Annotated in this window: 13 protein-coding genes and 3 pseudogenes; 15 read left to right on the top strand and 1 reads right to left on the bottom strand. The window is 64.6% G+C overall.

Features of this window, described 5'->3' with window-relative positions:
- Positions 1–194: 194 nt before the first annotated feature.
- Positions 195–1,193 carry an IS30 family transposase gene (locus tag LOS8367_RS17935; RefSeq protein ID WP_085897914.1) on the top strand — a complete coding sequence of 333 codons (999 nt, stop codon included), beginning with the start codon at positions 195–197 and terminating at the stop codon, positions 1,191–1,193.
- A 28-nt stretch (positions 1,194–1,221) separates the two neighbouring features.
- Positions 1,222–1,488, top strand: a pseudogene (locus tag LOS8367_RS17930) (IS30 family transposase); the annotation flags it as partial.
- A 308-nt stretch (positions 1,489–1,796) separates the two neighbouring features.
- Here the strand turns inward: LOS8367_RS17930 and LOS8367_RS17925 are convergent.
- A pseudogene (locus tag LOS8367_RS17925) lies at positions 1,797–2,828 on the bottom strand (IS110 family RNA-guided transposase).
- 117 nt (positions 2,829–2,945) lie between these two features.
- Between LOS8367_RS17925 and LOS8367_RS17920 the strand changes: the two are divergent.
- From LOS8367_RS17920 to pcaG, 13 genes and pseudogenes are all read left to right on the top strand, one after another.
- Positions 2,946–3,164: pseudogene (locus LOS8367_RS17920) on the top strand (transposase); the annotation flags it as partial.
- Positions 3,165–3,500: 336 nt separating this feature from the next.
- On the top strand, positions 3,501–4,685 hold the full coding sequence (gene repA, locus LOS8367_RS17915) for a plasmid partitioning protein RepA (protein WP_085897911.1): 1,185 nt from the start codon (positions 3,501–3,503) through the stop codon (positions 4,683–4,685).
- 25 nt (positions 4,686–4,710) lie between these two features.
- Positions 4,711–5,718, top strand: coding sequence for a plasmid partitioning protein RepB (repB, locus tag LOS8367_RS17910; RefSeq protein ID WP_085897910.1), 1,008 nt, complete (start codon positions 4,711–4,713; stop codon positions 5,716–5,718).
- Between the two features lie 175 nt (positions 5,719–5,893).
- On the top strand, positions 5,894–7,087 hold the full coding sequence (repC, locus tag LOS8367_RS17905; RefSeq protein WP_085897909.1) for a plasmid replication protein RepC: 1,194 nt from the start codon (positions 5,894–5,896) through the stop codon (positions 7,085–7,087).
- Between the two features lie 165 nt (positions 7,088–7,252).
- Positions 7,253–8,179, top strand: coding sequence for a LysR family transcriptional regulator (locus tag LOS8367_RS17900; RefSeq protein WP_085897908.1), 927 nt, complete (start codon positions 7,253–7,255; stop codon positions 8,177–8,179).
- 120 nt (positions 8,180–8,299) lie between these two features.
- Positions 8,300–9,295, top strand: coding sequence for a tripartite tricarboxylate transporter substrate binding protein (locus LOS8367_RS17895; protein WP_085897907.1), 996 nt, complete (start codon positions 8,300–8,302; stop codon positions 9,293–9,295).
- 101 nt (positions 9,296–9,396) lie between these two features.
- On the top strand, positions 9,397–9,915 hold the full coding sequence (locus LOS8367_RS17890; protein WP_085897906.1) for a tripartite tricarboxylate transporter TctB family protein: 519 nt from the start codon (positions 9,397–9,399) through the stop codon (positions 9,913–9,915).
- On the top strand, positions 9,912–11,435 hold the full coding sequence (locus LOS8367_RS17885) for a tripartite tricarboxylate transporter permease (RefSeq protein ID WP_085897905.1): 1,524 nt from the start codon (positions 9,912–9,914) through the stop codon (positions 11,433–11,435). Before LOS8367_RS17890 ends, LOS8367_RS17885 begins: the two co-directional genes overlap by 4 nt.
- Positions 11,436–11,454: 19 nt before the next feature.
- Positions 11,455–12,288 (top strand): shikimate dehydrogenase family protein, encoded by an 834-nt coding sequence (locus LOS8367_RS17880; RefSeq protein ID WP_085897904.1) that lies wholly within the window; start codon positions 11,455–11,457, stop codon positions 12,286–12,288.
- A 2-nt stretch (positions 12,289–12,290) separates the two neighbouring features.
- Positions 12,291–14,192, top strand: coding sequence for a bifunctional sugar phosphate isomerase/epimerase/4-hydroxyphenylpyruvate dioxygenase family protein (locus tag LOS8367_RS17875; protein WP_085897903.1), 1,902 nt, complete (start codon positions 12,291–12,293; stop codon positions 14,190–14,192).
- Positions 14,189–14,566, top strand: coding sequence for a 4-carboxymuconolactone decarboxylase (gene pcaC, locus LOS8367_RS17870; protein WP_085897902.1), 378 nt, complete (start codon positions 14,189–14,191; stop codon positions 14,564–14,566). Before LOS8367_RS17875 ends, pcaC begins: the two co-directional genes overlap by 4 nt.
- Positions 14,563–15,342 carry a protocatechuate 3,4-dioxygenase subunit beta gene (gene pcaH, locus LOS8367_RS17865; RefSeq protein WP_085897901.1) on the top strand — a complete coding sequence of 260 codons (780 nt, stop codon included), beginning with the start codon at positions 14,563–14,565 and terminating at the stop codon, positions 15,340–15,342. The genes pcaC and pcaH overlap by 4 nt, the downstream gene beginning before the upstream one ends.
- Complete coding sequence (gene pcaG / locus LOS8367_RS17860) at positions 15,342–15,944, top strand: protocatechuate 3,4-dioxygenase subunit alpha (protein ID WP_085897900.1); 603 nt, start codon at positions 15,342–15,344, stop codon at positions 15,942–15,944. Before pcaH ends, pcaG begins: the two co-directional genes overlap by 1 nt.
- The last annotated feature ends 6 nt before the right edge of the window (positions 15,945–15,950 follow it).

The following is a 15,950-nucleotide window of genomic DNA, read 5'->3' as shown; positions in this document are numbered from 1 at the left end:
CGCCACGCCCCGGAAGTGCCTGGGCTACCGGACCCCGGCCGAAGTCTTCCGGGAAAAGCTGATGGAGGCAATGAAGTCAGGCGAGTAAGTTGAAGCCGTGAAAATTGCGCTTCAGCGTGAGCCCACAAGGGGGCACTTTCTAAACTGGGTTGCGACAAACGCTCTATCCTGTCGCAAACACAGGAGTTTGGAAGATGGCCCACCGCGAGCTGGATCTACGAGAACGGCGTCTGGTTGAAGACCTTCTACAGGCGAAGATGTCCATGGCAAGTATTGCGGCGAGATTGTCCCGCCATCGCTCGACGATCTACCGCGAGATCCAGCGTAATCGGTTCGAAGACAGCGAGCTGCCCCATCTCAGCGGCTACTACGGCATGCTGGCCCAGAAACGGGCCGCCGAGCGCCGCCACAGGCGTCGTAAACTGATCCGGATGACGGCCCTGCGCGAGGCCGTCATCGATCGCTTGAAAGCTGGTTGGTCACCCGAGCAGATCGCCGGGCGGCTACGCTTCGAAGAGCATCGCAGCACCATTTGCCATGAAACGATCTACGCCTTCGTCTACTCACAGGATGGTCAGAGCCAGGACCTGGCGCGTCACCTGCCCGAGCGTCGCCGCCAGCGCAAACCCCGTTATGCCCGTCGGTCTCGAAGCCTCGTCTTTCCATTGGAACGCGCGATCCAGAACCGGCCGGACCACGTCAACGACCGTAGTGGGTTCGGAGACTGGGAAGGCGATTTGATGATCTTTCGCAAGGAGTTGGGCAAGGCCAACGTGGCCTCGCTGGTGGAGCGCAAGACGCGCTATGCGGTCCTGTTCCGCAACAACGACCGCAGCTCCAAGCATCTGATGAACCGTCTGATCGCCCTGCTGTCGCCCCTGCCTCTATCCGCACGACGCTCAATCACCTTCGACCGGGGGCTCGAGTTCAACCGCTGGCGTGATCTGAGAACGGGAATGGGCACCGAGGCGTGGTTCTGCGACCCGCAGGCGCCTTGGCAGAAAGGCTCAGTCGAGAACCTGAACAAACGCGCCCGGCGCTACCTGCCGCGCGAAACGGCCGTCGCCGCTCTATCGGACCATGCGATGGCCGAGATCAGCGCTCAGCTGAACGCCACGCCAAGACGCTGCCTCGGCTACCGGACACCGGCCGAGGCCTTCGCTGAGGAACTCCGCCAACTCGACCGGTCCTGACCCTGTGTCGCAACCAGCATTGAATCCACAAGGCGATTTGATGATCTTTCGCAAAGAGTTGGGCAAGGCCAACGTGGCCTCGCTGGTGGAGCGCAAGACCCGCTATGCCGTCCTGTTCCGCAACAACGACCGCAGCTCCAAGCACTTGATGAACCGCCTGATCGCCCTGCTGTCGCCCCTGCCCCTGTCCGCACGGCGCTCGATCACTTTCGACCGGGGGCTTGAGTTCAACCGCTGGCGTGATCTGAGAACGGGAATGGGCACCGAGGCGTGGTTGTCTAATCGCAGCAGCCCGGTCAATCCTTGCAACCAATGAAGACCGTATCGCACTGGCTTGCAGCGCAGCGCGATTGAATGGGCTCGAGAATATTCAGCGGTTCGCCATGACGGAGGGCATGCGTATGTCGGGGGCATGGTTGTCTTCGCGGTCGGCACGTGACCGCCGCATTTCGGGTTCCGCAGGTGTGGCCTCCCTCATGTTCTGCGCGCAGTCTCTTTGAGCTGCCGCCACGTGACTCGGATTGGCCAGACCTCCGTCCACGACAGGGACGCCTCCTCACGTCAGGTCATCGACGTGCTGAGCTTGATGCGCGAAGGGTTTTCTCAGGCAAACCCTTCACGTGTCGGTATGAATGGCTGGCCGGTCTTCAGCATGGTGTGCATGATGACAGACAGCTTGTGCGCGACAGCGATCGCCGCGCGTTTGAAAACAAGACGCTCGCGCAATTGCAGACCCCATATCTTGAGGTGGCTCGTCGTGTCGGCGCTCGTCCTCGCAAGCAATGCAGTCGCCGCCTCATAGAGAAGTCCGCGCAGGTAATGATCGCCACGTCGCGAGATGTGTCCGTCGAAATCCACCGCGCCGGACTGATAGCGGCGGGGTGTCAGGCCGAGCCAGGCCCCGAGGGACCGCGAGTTCCGGAAGTTCCCCGGGTCATCCACCGCGGCGACAAAGGAAACCGCCGTGATCGCTCCGATGCCGGGGATCGTCATCAGCAACCTCGTGCTCCGCCCGTGCCGGGCCGCGGCCAGAAGCTGGCGGCTGAGTTCGGACACCCGAGCCCGGACGGCCTGCCAGACCTCCACAAGCGGCATGATGATCTGTTCCAGTTGGGACTGCCCGTGCAGCAGGTCTTGGACATGAGACAGGAAGACGCGCCCCTTGCTCTTGGGGACGATGAGGCCGAACGTCTTCATGATGCCACGGATCTGGTTGGACAGCTGGGTCGTGATGCCCAGAAGCTGCGCGCGCGCCGCAACCAGCGTGCGGATCCGCATGGCCCCGAACGACTTCACCCGCACGGCTTTGTAAAAGCCGGTCTCCGCGAGGCGTGCCAGGCCTTCCGCGTCGTTGGCATCGGTCTTGTTGAGCGCCTCTCCCAGGATTTTCTGGGCATGGCGGGCCTCAATGCAGATCGCGGGAAGCCCCTCCCCCGACAAGGAGTGAAAGAACCAGGTCGCGAGCGGCCCGGTCTCGAAGACAACCTTCTCCGAATCAGGAGCGTGCTTGCGGATCGTCCGCGCAAGGGCGGCGGGATCCGAGCAACATTTTCCGCGCCAGATCCGCTTGCCGCCTTAGCGGATCGCGATCGCCGTGTCCTTCAGCGAAACATCCAGTCCAACATACTGCGTCATGGCCGATCTCCATCCGATGCGGTCGGGAGCCCAACGGACTCGATCCCCAAATCATATCGGTGGGAAACCCTGCTCCGTATCGACCACGAGGCAAACGCACCAAGCGATTACCCCATGTTTTGCGACCCGCAGGCGCCTTGGCAGAAAGGCTCAGTCGAGAACCTGAATAAGCGCGCCCGGCGCTATCTGCCGCGCAATATGGCCATCGCCGCATTGTCAGACCACGCGATGGCGGAGATCAGCGCGCAGCTGAACGCCACGCCAAGACGCTGCCTCGGCTACCGGACTCCGGCCGAGGCCTTCGCCGAGGAACTCCGCCAACTCGACCGGTCCTGAACCCGCGTCGTAACCAGCATTGAACTCACATATTTTGAGATGGTTGCCTTCTCTACCCCGGAGGTGTCTTTGCCCTCGTCTCACCAGACATGTGTGGATGCCTTCCTTGGCACAAAATGGACCCGCCGGGACCGTATCGGGCACCGGGCAGAACGATACCACCGCCTATGCGCGGCTGCCGCATCGACGCGGATATGGTCAAGAATTTGTAGAATAATCCTTGCAAGACTCGTTTCGCCCGGCCAATAGTCACGGAACAGTGCCGGAAAACGCCAAAAACCGTGAACACGATGGCTGGCCGGTCAATACACAGAGCGATGGGCGCGGACGGTGCGAATGCAAAATATCAGACAGGCCGACGAGCTGAACGCCGTTATTCGCGATCATTCCGAACGCCTCACTGCCCAGCTGCACGCCCAAGCCGAGAGTCTGTTTCCGCCGGACGCCTCCAAGGAGATGCGCCGTTTCACCTCTGGCGAGGCCGCGGCGCTACTTGGAGTCAATGATTCCTACCTGCGCAAGCTGCACCTCGACGGCAAAGGCCCCTCGCCTGAGTTAACCCCCGGCAACCGCAGGCTTTATTCGGTCCAAGACCTTCAGGCGCTGCGGGTTCTTCTGGAAAAGACGGCCCGTCGGCCCGGCGACTACCTACCTGGCCGCCGCGAGGGCGACCACCTCCAGATCATCGGCGTAATGAACTTTAAGGGCGGCTCGGGCAAGACCACCAGCTCGGCGCACTTGGCGCAGCGGCTGGCACTGCAAGGCTACCAGGTGCTGGCGATCGACCTCGACCCGCAGGCCTCGCTGACCGCGCTGCACGGTGTACAGCCCGAGTTTGACCTGCTCGAGGGCGGCACGCTCTACGACGCGATCCGCTACCATGCTCCCGTGCCAATAAACACCATCATCCGCCCAACCTACATCCCCGGCCTCGACCTAATTCCGGGCAATCTCGAGTTAATGGAGTTCGAGCACGAGACACCGCGAGCGCTGGCGCAGGGTGAGGCAGGGCTGTTCTTCTTCCGAGTGCGCGAGGCGCTGTCGCAGGTCGAAGACCGCTACGACGTGGTGGTTATCGACTGCCCTCCGCAGCTGGGCTTTCTCACCATGTCGGCACTCTCGGCCGCGACCGGGGTGCTGGTTACCATCCATCCCGAAATGCTCGACGTGATGTCGATGTCGCAGTTCCTTCGGATGACTGCCGACCTGATGGACGTGATCGCCGAGAGCGGCGCCGACATGAAGCACGATTGGATGCGCTACCTGCTCACCCGCTACGAGCCGACCGACGCACCACAGAACCGGATCGTTGCCTTCCTGCGCACCATGTATGGCGACAAGGTGCTAAACGCGCCGATGCTGAAATCCACTGCGATATCGGATGCCGGGCTAACCAAGCAGACACTCTATGAGGTTGAGCGCAGCGCCTTTACCCGGTCGACCTATGACCGCGCGCTTGAGAGCATGAACGCGGTCAATGACGAGATCGCCGCGCTGATCCAAAAGACTTGGGGCCGATAAGAGGAATGACGGAGGAACCGCGCCGATGAGCGAGAACCGCAAAAAGCGCATGTCGATGCTCGACGGCCTCGCCGCCGTGGGCAGCCAGCCTGGCGCGCCGATGATGTCGTCGAACCGGGCGCTACGCTCCGCCCGGGATGCGGTTGACAGCCACCGGGTTTGGGAACTCGACCCCGCGCAGGTCGACGACACCCGCACCCGCGACCGGCTCGACCCTTCGGATGTGATCGACCTGCGCAAAGCGATAGAGGCCAACGGCCAAGCAGTGCCGATTCTGGTCCGCCGCCATCCCGAAAAAGATGGCCGCTATTTGCTGGTCTATGGCCGCCGCCGGCTCGAGGCAGTGCGCACCTCCGAGAAGGTTGGCAAAGTCCGCGCGCTGATCGCCCAGATGGACGAACGCGGCGCCGTAACAGCACAGATCTCCGAAAACATGGCCAGGCGCGATCTGTCCTTTATTGAGAAGGCGCTGTTCGCGCAGGAATTGGTCGAATCCGGCTTCGGCAATCAGCGTCAGGTCGCCGAGGTGCTGACTACAGCTAAGTCGGCGGTGTCGATGTCGATCTCGGTGGCCGAGACCATCGGCCGCGACCTCGCCACCGCGATCGGTCCCGCGCATGGCATCGGCCGCCCCCGCTGGGAGGCGATGGCCCGCGCAATCGAGACCTCGGCCGCCGATCGGGCCGAGTTGGCGGAACTGGCCGACGACGTGCACACTGCCGCACAGGTTGCCATAACGCGCGGCACCCACGCCAACGAAGATCCCTCAGTCGCCGCCTTCGAGGCGGTAATGGAACGACTGACCCCCTCCATCCCCCCTGCCGCCCCCCCTGCCCCGCGGCGCGCATCCACGCCCGCCCCGACCCGCCGGCCCCTGCAAATTGATGGCCGCAAGGGGGGCACGCTCAGGCGCACCGCCAAGGGCCTCGATCTCCAGCTGGAGGATCAGGGTTTCGCCGACTGGCTCGAATCGGAGGCTCAGCAGGTGTTCGAGGAACTTCACGCCCGCTGGACGGCGCGCGACAAAAGCTAACAACAGCAACCGCAACGACAGGAGGCACGACCCAGACAAAGAAAGAGCCCCGCAAAGCTGACGCTCCACGAGACCCTCACTTGATCTTAGCACTTTCAAGGTAGTCTCCCGCGCCGACCCGTGCAAGTCGTTAGCGATTCGCACGACGGGGAAACTTTGTCTTCGTGATCGAGACATGGGTTACCATTCAATAACGCCCTTTGGACGAACGGAGAAGTCTGTCCGCACTGCGCTCGAGCAACGCTCGCCGCCCAATCTTTCGCCCTGCCAGCTCGACAAGTGGCAGATCTTGCGCGACCTCACCGAGTCCCGGACGAGCTTCGGCCTCTCGGACCGCGATATTACTGTGCTCCAAGCACTGCTAAGCTGCCATCCCGACACGCGATTGGATGCGTCGGGCTCGCTGATCGTTCATCCGTCGAACGAGACGATTTGCACCCGAGCCAATGGCATGCCCTGCTCCACCATGCGCCGCCACCTCGCTAAGCTAATCTCGGAGGGGTTTTTGATCCGTCGCGACAGCCCGAACGGCAAGCGCTACACCCGCCGGATAGCCGGCACAAAGATCGCCTTTGGTTTCGACCTGTCACCGATGCTGCACCGTGCCGCCGAGATCGCGCAAGCTGCAGAAAGCTGCCGCACTGAGGCCGTCAAACGCGCCACGTTGCGCCAGACCATCAGCCTCCTGAGGCGCGATCTGCTGGCCTTGCTCGATCTGGCCAAGCTCGACCACCACGACAGCCTGAAGTTGGGCCAGATGGCCGACCTCGCCGCCGCGACTACGAAGGCGATGCGTCGCAAGCTCGACGCTGACACCTTGTCCAGGATAGAGGCCGCCTTGCGGGAGGCGGTGGATACGATGACACGGTTCGTTGGCTACGAAACAATGAAGCCGAGCAGCAATGACGCCCGGAATGAGCAGCACCAACAGAACTCAAACAAAGAATCTCAAGATTCTGAATCGGCCCAGATTCCAGCCGCAACAACAGAACTTGTGAACGACAACTCCAAGCATCACGAATATACAGTTACTGAGAAAGCCCTCCCTACCCTGCCACCGCTGCGCCTCGTTCTCGGAACTTGCACCGAAATCGCCATTTTTGACCCAGAGCCGATTGCAGATTGGAGTGACCTGGTCCGTGCCGCAGACAAAGTTCGCCCGATGTCAGGCATCTCAGAGGCAGTATGGCACGAAGCCAAATCTGTTCTGGGTATAGAACAAGCCGCGACGGCGTTTTGCGCGATGCTGCAACGCTTCTCAGAAATCAGGAATCCAGGTGGATACTTGCGGAGTTTGGTGGCCCGGGCGCGCCAAGGTACCTTTTCACCTATGCGTATGGTGATGGCTCTCCAGCCTAAAACTACGTGAGTTCACAGTTGTGAACTCTGTACCGCCGGTCAAGCGAGGTTCGCGGTGAAAGGATGGCTTCGCCGCCGTGCGGGGCGGGGCGGTCCGGCCGGCCTGAGGGCGGCCGCGTTTCGAAGTTGCCCCGCCCGCCGCTTAGCCTAATCCTATGCGAGGGAGGAGTGCGACATGCGGGACATGACCCTGCGCCAGGTCGAGGTGGTGCGCGCCGTGATGATGACCGGCACCATCAACGGCGCGGCCACGCTGCTCGGTGTCTCAGCGCCTGGCGTCAGCCGTCTGGTCAAACATACCGAAGAGTCGCTCGGGCTGCGCCTGTTCGAACGCAAGGGCGGGCTGTTCGTGCCATCGGTCGAGGCCGGGCCGATCTTCGAACAGATCGGCCGGGTCTACCACAATGTCGAGAACCTGACCTATGCGATCGCCTCGCTCCAGCGCGGCGAGGACGCACAGCTGGCCTTCGCCTCGGCCCCCTCGATTGCCCAGTTCATCGCCGCGCGAGCGATCCGCAGGCTCAGGCGGCGCTGGCCCGATCTCTACATCGATCTCAACATCCTCAAGATCGAGGAGACGCTCGACTACCTGCTTCTCGAGCGCGGCGAGTTCGTGATGATGAGCTATCCTGTCGAGAACCCCGCCATCGAGAGCGAACCGGTGGCGACGGGGCGGCTGGTTGCGGTGGTTCCGGAGGATCACCCGCTGGCCGCGTGCGAGACGGTTTCGGTCCACGAACTCACGCGCGAGCCGCTGATCGGGGTCGATCCGACCGATCCCTACGGCGCAATCCTGCTCGCCCCCTTCGAGGCGGCGGGGCTCAACCCGCGCCAGTCGATGCGTGGCCGCTTCGCGCAGACCGTGGTGAGCCTCGTGCGCCACGGACTCGGCGTGGCGCTCATCGACGAGTTCTCGGTGGCCGAGGTCTACATGCCGGGGCTGGTGCGGATCGCGCTCGAGGAGGACAGCTCGATCACCGCCTATGCCTGCCGCAAGAAGGGTAGGGTGCTGTCGGGCTTCGCCGAGCAGGCGATCGCCGATCTGCGCGCGGAGCTGACCGGGGCGGTGTCGAGACGCGATTGGGCCGGGCCAAAGAATTAACATCATGTTAACGAGTGTCCAATCTCGGCATTTGACGTTATCGCGGCCGCGGGGTCATGATGCTCCTTGTCGTACGGGCATGGGAGCGCCCGGCACACAACCGATCCTTGGGAGGATGACATGAAGACGCTGTTTACGGGCGCGCTGGCTGCGCTTGCTTTCACTGCCGCTCCGGCGCTGGCAGAATACCCGGAGAAGGAGATCCAGGGCATCATTCAATGGGGGGCTGGCGGCTCGACCGACACGGTGATGCGCGCGGTGACCCCTCATGCCGAGGAAATGCTCGGCGGCAAGGTGGTGATGCAGAACATGACCGGCGGCGTCGGCGCCATCGCGGTCAAGTTCGCCTCGGCTCAGGACGCCGACGGCTACACCCTGCTGATGGGCGCCGAGAACCCGCTCCTCTACAAGGTGATGGGGCTGGGCGATATCGACTATTCGAGCTTCGTGCCGGTCAACGTGATCGCGCGCGGCGTGCCGATCCTCGTGGCTAACAACGACGCGCCCTTCGACACTCTCGAAGAGATGGTCGCCTACATTCAAGAGAACCCGAACGAGGTGAAGTTCGGCTCCACCGGCCCGGGCGGGCTGCCCTCGGTGGTCACCGCGATGCTGCAAAGCGAGATCGAGCTGACAGTGACGGCGGTGCCCTATGATGGCGACGGTCCGGCACTGACCGCGCTTCAGGGCGGCGCGATCGACGTGATGCCTGCCGTGCTCGGCGCCTCGATCGAGGCGATCAAGGCCGGTCGCATCAAACCGCTGGCGCTGATCGATACTCAGGCGAACGAGGCTCTACCCGACGTGCCGCCGATCACCGAGGCCTACCCGGCTTTCGAGACCTACTTGCCTTGGGGTCCGTTCTTCGGTGTCTTCGTCAAAGAGGGCACACCCGACGATGTGGTCGCCAAGCTCTCTGAGGCCTATGCGGCGGGCGTCGAGAACGCCGATTTTCAGCAGCTAATGGACGACCGCGGCTTTCAGGTGATGAACATCTCCGGCGACGAGGCGCAGGAATTTCTCGACAAGTGGCAGTCCGTGACCAGCTGGCTGGTCTACGACGCCGGCATCGCCAAGGCCTCGCCCGAGGAATTCGACATCCCGCGTCCCGAGTAACGCGGACCGGCGGGCCGCCGCGCGCGGCCCGCCCCCTTTCGCGGCCGTCCCGGCCCGTACATTCCCTTTCCCGCGTCCATGCCCCGCCAGGGAGGCGATTCATGCACGATCCATCCAAGAAGATGCCCGGCGAGACCGCCTTCGCGGTGGTCCTCGTCGGGTTGAGCGGTTTCCTGCTGTGGCAGGCGATCCTGATCTCGGGCTTCGAGGCGTTGTCCTCGCCCGGGGCGTTCCCGATGGCCGCGGCCTTCGCGATGCTGGTGACCTCGGTGGCGATCCTGATCAAGACGCTGCGGCTGCGCGAGCGCATGGCGCTGCGGTTCTTCACGGACGTGGCCCCGCCGGTGATCCTGGCGATGTTCGCGATGATGCTGGGCTATGCGCTGCTGCTGAAGCCGCTGGGATTCCTGCCGACATCGCTGCTGTTCCTGACCGTGTCGATCTTTGCGCTGCGCCGCCGGGGCCTGCTGTGGTCCTTCGGCGTCTCGCTGGCCTCGCTGGCCTTGGTCTATGTGATCTTCCGGCTGGTGTTCACCGTGCTGATGCCGTCGGGGGTCGTGCCCGAGGGCGAGATCCTGGCCTGGCTGGGCAACCTGTTCTCCGGGGGTGACACGCAATGACCGAAGCGCTGCAATTCTTCCTGATCTCCTGGCTTGACCTCAAGCTTCTTGGGCTGGTCGCGCTTGGCACCTTCGCGGGCATCTATGTGGGCGCCATCCCCGGCCTGTCGGTGACCATGGCGGTGTCGATCCTGATCTCCTTCACCTTCGCCTGGGACGTCTACCCGGCGCTGTGCCTGATGGTCGGCATCTACATGGGCGGGGTTTATGGCGGCTCGCGCACCGCGATCCTGCTGAACATCCCCGGCGCGCCCTCGGCGATCGCCACCGCGCTCGACGGCTACCCGCTGGCGCAGAAGGGGCAGGCCGGTGAAGCGATCGGGCTGTCGACCGTCATGTCCTTCGTCGGCGGCTTCATCGGCATCGGCGTTCTGGCGGTGGCCGCGCCCTTCGTGTCGGAGTTCGCGCTGACCTTCCAGCCGCGCGACTACATGCTGCTGGCGATCCTCGGCATCCTGCTGGTCGGCTCGCTCTCGGGCGAGAGCCTGCTCAAGGGGGTGTTCGCGGGCGCGCTCGGGCTCCTGATCGGCGCGGTCGGCCTCGACCCGCTCACCGCCGAAGAGCGCTTTACCTTCGGCATGGTCGAGCTGTGGGGCGGGATTTCCTTCATCGCGGTGATGATCGGGCTGTTCGGCGTCTCCGAGGCGCTGACGCAGCTGCATCATATCGACAAGGCGGCGGTGAAGCAGACCATTGGCCGGATCGTGCCCTCCTGGCGGGCGGTGGGCAAATACCTCCCGCTGTCGCTGCAGACCTCGTCGATCGGGGTGATCATAGGCGCGCTGCCGGGCACGGGCGGCGACATCGCGGCACTGATGGCCTACGACCACGCCAAGCGGGTCACCAAGAAGCCCGAGGTGCCGTTCGGCGAGGGCGCGGCCGAGGGACTTGTGGCGCCCGAGACCGCCAACAACGCCGCCGTCGGCGGCGCCTTCATCCCGATGCTGACGCTGGGCATTCCCGGCGACGCGGTGACCGCGATCATCATCGGCGCGATGTTCATCCACGGGCTGAACCCGGGACCGATGCTGATGATCGAGCAGCCGCAGATGTTCTGGTTCATTACCGGCGCGCTGGTGCTGGCCAACATCTTCATGCTGATCTTCGGCCTGACCGGCATCCGGTTGTTCACCAAGATCGTCGAGATGCCGCGCGCGGTGCTGATCCCGCTGATCCTGCTGCTGTCAATCGTCGGCGCCTATGCGGTGAACAACTCGATCACCGACGTCTACTGGATGCTGCTGTTCGGCGCCTTCGGCTACCTGCTGAAGACCTACGGCTACCAGGTCGGCCCCGTCATTCTCGGCGTGATCCTGAGCCGGCTGATCGACGAGAACTGGCGCCGGGCGATCATCTCCGAGCAGGAGGATCTGGGAAGGCTGTTCATGGGCATCTTCACCAGCCCGCTGTCGCTGGTGCTGTTCGGCGCCGTCGTCTTCATCTTCATCAGCCAGACCCCGCTCTGGACCGGGTTGCGCGCTCGCTTCGGCACCGCGCGGGCCCGGGGCGACGGGGTCTGACATGCCAAGGGACCATACCATGCCAGGCGACACGCTCCGTCTCGGGTTGATCGGCGATAACATCCGCGCCTCGCGCTCGCCGCTGCTGCATCGCATCGCCGGCGAGATGCTGGGGATACCGACCGTCTACGACAGCCTGATCCCCGCCGAGCTCGGCCGTGACTTCGACGCGGTGTTCGCAGATTGCGCCACGACCCGGGCCGGGATCAACGTTACCTACCCTTACAAGGAGGTCGCGGCGCGCAAGGTCACGGTCGACGACCCGCTGGTGCGCGGCATCGGCGCGGTCAACACCGTGCTGTTCGCGGCCGACAGGGCAAAGGGGCACAACACCGACTTCACCGGCTTCAAGGCTGCGCATGCCAGGGTGCGCGGCGCGGTGGCCCCGGGCAGGGTGCTGATGATCGGCACCGGCGGCGTGGGCCGCGCCGTGGCCTTCGGGCTGGCGGGGCTGGGCGCCACCGCGCTGCGGCTGGTGGATCGCGATCGCGCCAAGGCCGAGACGTTGGCCGCCGAGCTCCGCGCTGCGGCGCCGGCGATGATGGTCGAGGTGGCGGGCGACGCCGAGGCGGCGGCGCGGGGATGCGACGGGCTGATCAACTGCACGCCGCTCGGTATGGTCGGCTATCCCGGAACCCCGCTGCCGCGCGCGGCGATGGCGGGCGCGGCCTGGGCTTTCGACGCGGTCTACACGCCCGAGGACACGCAGTTCCTCACCGATGCGGCAGCCGAGGGCTTGCAGATCATCTCCGGCTGGGAGCTCTATTTTTATCAGGGGGTCCACGCCTCACGGCTCTTTACCGGACGCAGCCTTGACGAAGACGCGCTGCGCGCCCGTCTCAGGAAGGACTGATCATGCGCCGCTCCATCGCCACGGTCTCTGTGCCCGGTAACCTGCGCGAGAAGCTCGAAGCGATCGCGGCCGCGGGCTTCGACGGCATCGAAATTTTCGAACAGGATTTCATCGCCGAAGCCGGCTCGCCCGCCGAGATCGGCGCGATGATCCGCGACCATGGGCTTGGAATCGAGATCTTCCAGCCGTTTCGCGACTTCGAGGGGCTGGTCGGTGCGCGCCGCGTGAAGGCCTTCGACCGGGCCGAGCGCAAATTCGACCTCATGCAGCAGCTCGGCACAGATCTGGTGCTGGTCTGCTCGTCGGTGGCCTCCGATGCCATAGGTGGCATAGACCGCGCGGCGGACGATTTCCGTGAACTGGGCGAGCGGGCGGCGAAGCGCGGCCTGCGCGTCGGCTACGAGGCGCTGGCCTGGGGGCGGCACGTCAACGATCATCGCGATGCTTGGGAGGTGGTGCGTCGCGCCGACCATCCCAATGTCGGGCTGATCCTCGACAGCTTCCACACGCTGGGTCGCAAGCTCGACCCCGAGACGATCCGCCGTGTTCCGGGCGACCGGATCTTCTTCGTGCAACTCGCCGATGCGCCGCTGATCGAGATGGACCTGCTCTACTGGTCGCGCCACTTCCGCAACATGCCCGGCGAGGGCGATCTCGACGTGACGGCCTTCATGCGCGCGGTGATGGCCACTGGTTATCGCGGGCCAGTCAGCCTCGAGATCTTCAACGACCAGTTCCGGGGCGGGCGGCCCGAGACGGTGGCCCGCGATGGGCACCGCTCGCTGGTGCACCTGCTCGACCGGGTGCGGCGCGAGGAGCCGGGGGTCGAGGTAGGCCTGCCCCCCATCCCCGACCGGATCGCCGCCACCGGGATTGAGTTCATAGAATTTGCAACTTCCGCTGCCGAAAGCGGCGATCTGACCCGCCAACTCGCCGCGCTCGGCTTCGCGCGCACGGGGCGGCACCGAACGAAGTCGGTCGAGCTGTGGCAGCAGGGCAAGATCCGAATTGTGGTCAATACCGAGACGAGCGGCTTCGCGCACAGCGCTTACGTCACTCATGGCACCGGGATCTGCGACATTGGCATCGGCGTGTCGGACGCAGCCGCAACGATGGAGCGAGCACGTGCGCTCGGCGCGAACCCCTTTCACCAGCCGGTCGGGCCGGGCGAAACCGACATTCCAGCGATCCGGGGTGTCGGCGGCTCGGTGATGCACTTCATCGATGACAGCGCCGATCTCGCCGGGGTCTGGGAGCGCGAGTTCGTTGCTGAGGCCGACACAGGATCAGGCGCAGGGGGGGGCGATGCCGGCCTGACCCGCATCGACCATCTGGGCGAGACCATGGCCTATGATGAGATGCTGAGTTGGGCGCTGTTCTACACTTCGATCTTCGATCTCGTGAAATCCCCGATGGTCGACGTCGCCGATCCCGACGGGCTGGTGCGTAGCCAGGCAATCGAGGCGCCCGAAGGCGCGCTGCGGCTGACATTGAACGGGGCAGAGACGCATCGCACCTTCGCAGGCCGCTTCCTCGCCGACAGCTTCAACTCGGCCGTGCAGCACACCGCCTTCGCCTGCGACGACATTCTTGCCACCTCGACCGCATTGACGGGGATAGGCTTTGCGCCGCTGCCGATCCCGTCGAACTATTACGATGACCTCGCTGCGCGCTTCGATCTGGATCCCGGCCTGCTGGCCCGGTTGCGGGCTGGGCAGATCATGTATGACCGGGATGCAGGAGGTGAGTTCTTCCAGCTTTACTCCCAACCGACGCCGGGTGGGCTGTTCTTCGAAATCGTCGAACGGCGCGGCACCTATGCGGGCTATGGCGCGCCGAACGCGCCGTTCCGTATCGCTGCCCAGAAGCGATTGGTTCGGCCAAAAGGGATACCAAAATCATGAACAGTATCACGGATGCGGGTACGGCAACGCGGCGGCGGGTGCTGGGCGACATGCATGTCGACCGCGCTGAGGCGGCCAAGACAGGCTTCGACGCGCCGTTCCAGGCGCTGATCACCGACGCGGCCTGGGGCCATGTCTGGAGCCGCGACACGATCAGCGACCGCGAACGCTCGATGCTGACCATCGCGCTGCTGGCGGGGCTTGGCAACGACGCGGAGCTGGCGCTGCATATCCGCGCCACGGCCAATACCGGCGCGAGCCGCGACGACGTGCTCGAAGCGCTGCTGCATGTCGCGATCTATGCGGGCGTGCCGCGCGCCAACCACGCGATCGCGATCGCAAAGAAGACCTTCGACGAGATGGAGGCGGCATGAGCGCGTTCCAGCAGAAACAAGCCGTGACCCAGACGCCGGGCGGCCATGCCGCCCCCGGCGGCGGTCTCTATGCCCGCGACCGGGCTTGGCATCCAGCGGCGCTGACGCCGCCCTACAAGACCTCGGTGGCGCGCTCGCCCGTCCGCGCTCCGATCTCCTTCTCGACCACGCTGAGCGAGGAAACCGGTCCGGTCTTCACCCAGGACATGCTCGGACCATTGGACGCCGACCTGATCCACAACTATGCCAAGTCGCCCGAGGGCGCGATCGGGCCGCGGATCGTGGTGCAGGGGCGCGTTCTCGACGAGGACGGACGCGGCGTGCCGCATTCGCTGGTCGAGGTCTGGCAGGCTAATGCCGGCGGGCGCTACCGCCACAAGAAGGAGGGCTATCTCGCCCCGCTGGACCCGGATTTCGGCGGCTGCGGGCGCTGCATCACCGACGAATTCGGCAACTACGAGTTCCGCACCATCCAGCCCGGCCCATACCCGTGGCCCAACGGGCCGAATGACTGGCGGCCCGCGCATATCCATTTCTCGGTGTTCGGCCGAAGCTGGGGCCAGCGGCTGATCACCCAGATGTATTTCGATGGCGACCCGATGATCTGGCACTGCCCGATCGTCGGCACCATCCCGAGCCGCGAGGGGATCGAGAGCCTGGTGGCGAGGCTCGACATGGAGGCGACGATCCCGATGGATGCTCGCGTCTACCGCTTCGACATCGTGCTCAGGGGGCGGCGGCAGACCCTGTTCGAGAACCGCATGGAGGGGCTGTGATGCAACGGATCGAGCGGCTGAAGGAAAGCCCGAGCCAGACCGCCGGGCCCTATGTGCATATCGGTGCGCTGCCGAACTTCGCCGGGATCGACGGGGTCTATGACGAGGATCTCGGCCAGCGGATGGTGCTCGGCGCGGTGCGCGGCGAGCAAATCACCCTGCGCGGCACCGTCTATGACGGCACCGGCGCGGCGTTGCGCGACGCGATGGTCGAGATCTGGCAGGCCGACGCCGCCGGGCTCTATGCCGGGCAGGACGGCGCCGACCCCGCCTTCACCGGCTGGGGCCGGCAGGCGGGCGACATGGAGACCGGCGCCTTCGCCTTCGAGACCGTGAAGCCGGGGGCCGTGCCGTTTCGCGACGGGCGGATGCAGGCGCCGCATGTCTCGGTCTGGATCGTGGCGCGCGGCATCAATCTCGGGCTGCAGACGCGGATCTATTTCGCCGACGAGCAGGAAGCCAATGCCGCCGACCCGATCCTCGCGCGGATCGAGCACCGGGACCGGATCAGCACGTTGATGGCCCGGCCCGAGGGCGACGGCACCTACCGTTTCGACATCCGGCTGCAGGGCGAGGCCGAGACCATTTTCTTCGACATTTGAGGGGCC

Origin of the sequence: Limimaricola soesokkakensis, from assembly GCF_900172345.1 — a bacterium.
Classification (GTDB): domain Bacteria; phylum Pseudomonadota; class Alphaproteobacteria; order Rhodobacterales; family Rhodobacteraceae; genus Limimaricola; species Limimaricola soesokkakensis.
Note: the sequence above shows the minus strand (reverse complement) of the source record. Positions and strands in the feature narration are given on the sequence as shown.

Coding starts and splice junctions, on each gene's coding strand:
- LOS8367_RS17890 (WP_085897906.1), top strand. CDS start 9,397: ATGCACGATCCATCCAAGAAGATGCCCGGCGAGACCGCCTTCGCGGTG.
- LOS8367_RS17880 (WP_085897904.1), top strand. CDS start 11,455: ATGCCAGGCGACACGCTCCGTCTCGGGTTGATCGGCGATAACATCCGC.
- repC (WP_085897909.1), top strand. CDS start 5,894: ATGGGTTACCATTCAATAACGCCCTTTGGACGAACGGAGAAGTCTGTC.
- pcaH (WP_085897901.1), top strand. CDS start 14,563: ATGAGCGCGTTCCAGCAGAAACAAGCCGTGACCCAGACGCCGGGCGGC.
- LOS8367_RS17875 (WP_085897903.1), top strand. CDS start 12,291: ATGCGCCGCTCCATCGCCACGGTCTCTGTGCCCGGTAACCTGCGCGAG.
- LOS8367_RS17885 (WP_085897905.1), top strand. CDS start 9,912: ATGACCGAAGCGCTGCAATTCTTCCTGATCTCCTGGCTTGACCTCAAG.
- pcaG (WP_085897900.1), top strand. CDS start 15,342: ATGCAACGGATCGAGCGGCTGAAGGAAAGCCCGAGCCAGACCGCCGGG.
- repB (WP_085897910.1), top strand. CDS start 4,711: ATGAGCGAGAACCGCAAAAAGCGCATGTCGATGCTCGACGGCCTCGCC.
- pcaC (WP_085897902.1), top strand. CDS start 14,189: ATGAACAGTATCACGGATGCGGGTACGGCAACGCGGCGGCGGGTGCTG.
- LOS8367_RS17895 (WP_085897907.1), top strand. CDS start 8,300: ATGAAGACGCTGTTTACGGGCGCGCTGGCTGCGCTTGCTTTCACTGCC.
- LOS8367_RS17900 (WP_085897908.1), top strand. CDS start 7,253: ATGCGGGACATGACCCTGCGCCAGGTCGAGGTGGTGCGCGCCGTGATG.
- LOS8367_RS17935 (WP_085897914.1), top strand. CDS start 195: ATGGCCCACCGCGAGCTGGATCTACGAGAACGGCGTCTGGTTGAAGAC.
- repA (WP_085897911.1), top strand. CDS start 3,501: ATGCAAAATATCAGACAGGCCGACGAGCTGAACGCCGTTATTCGCGAT.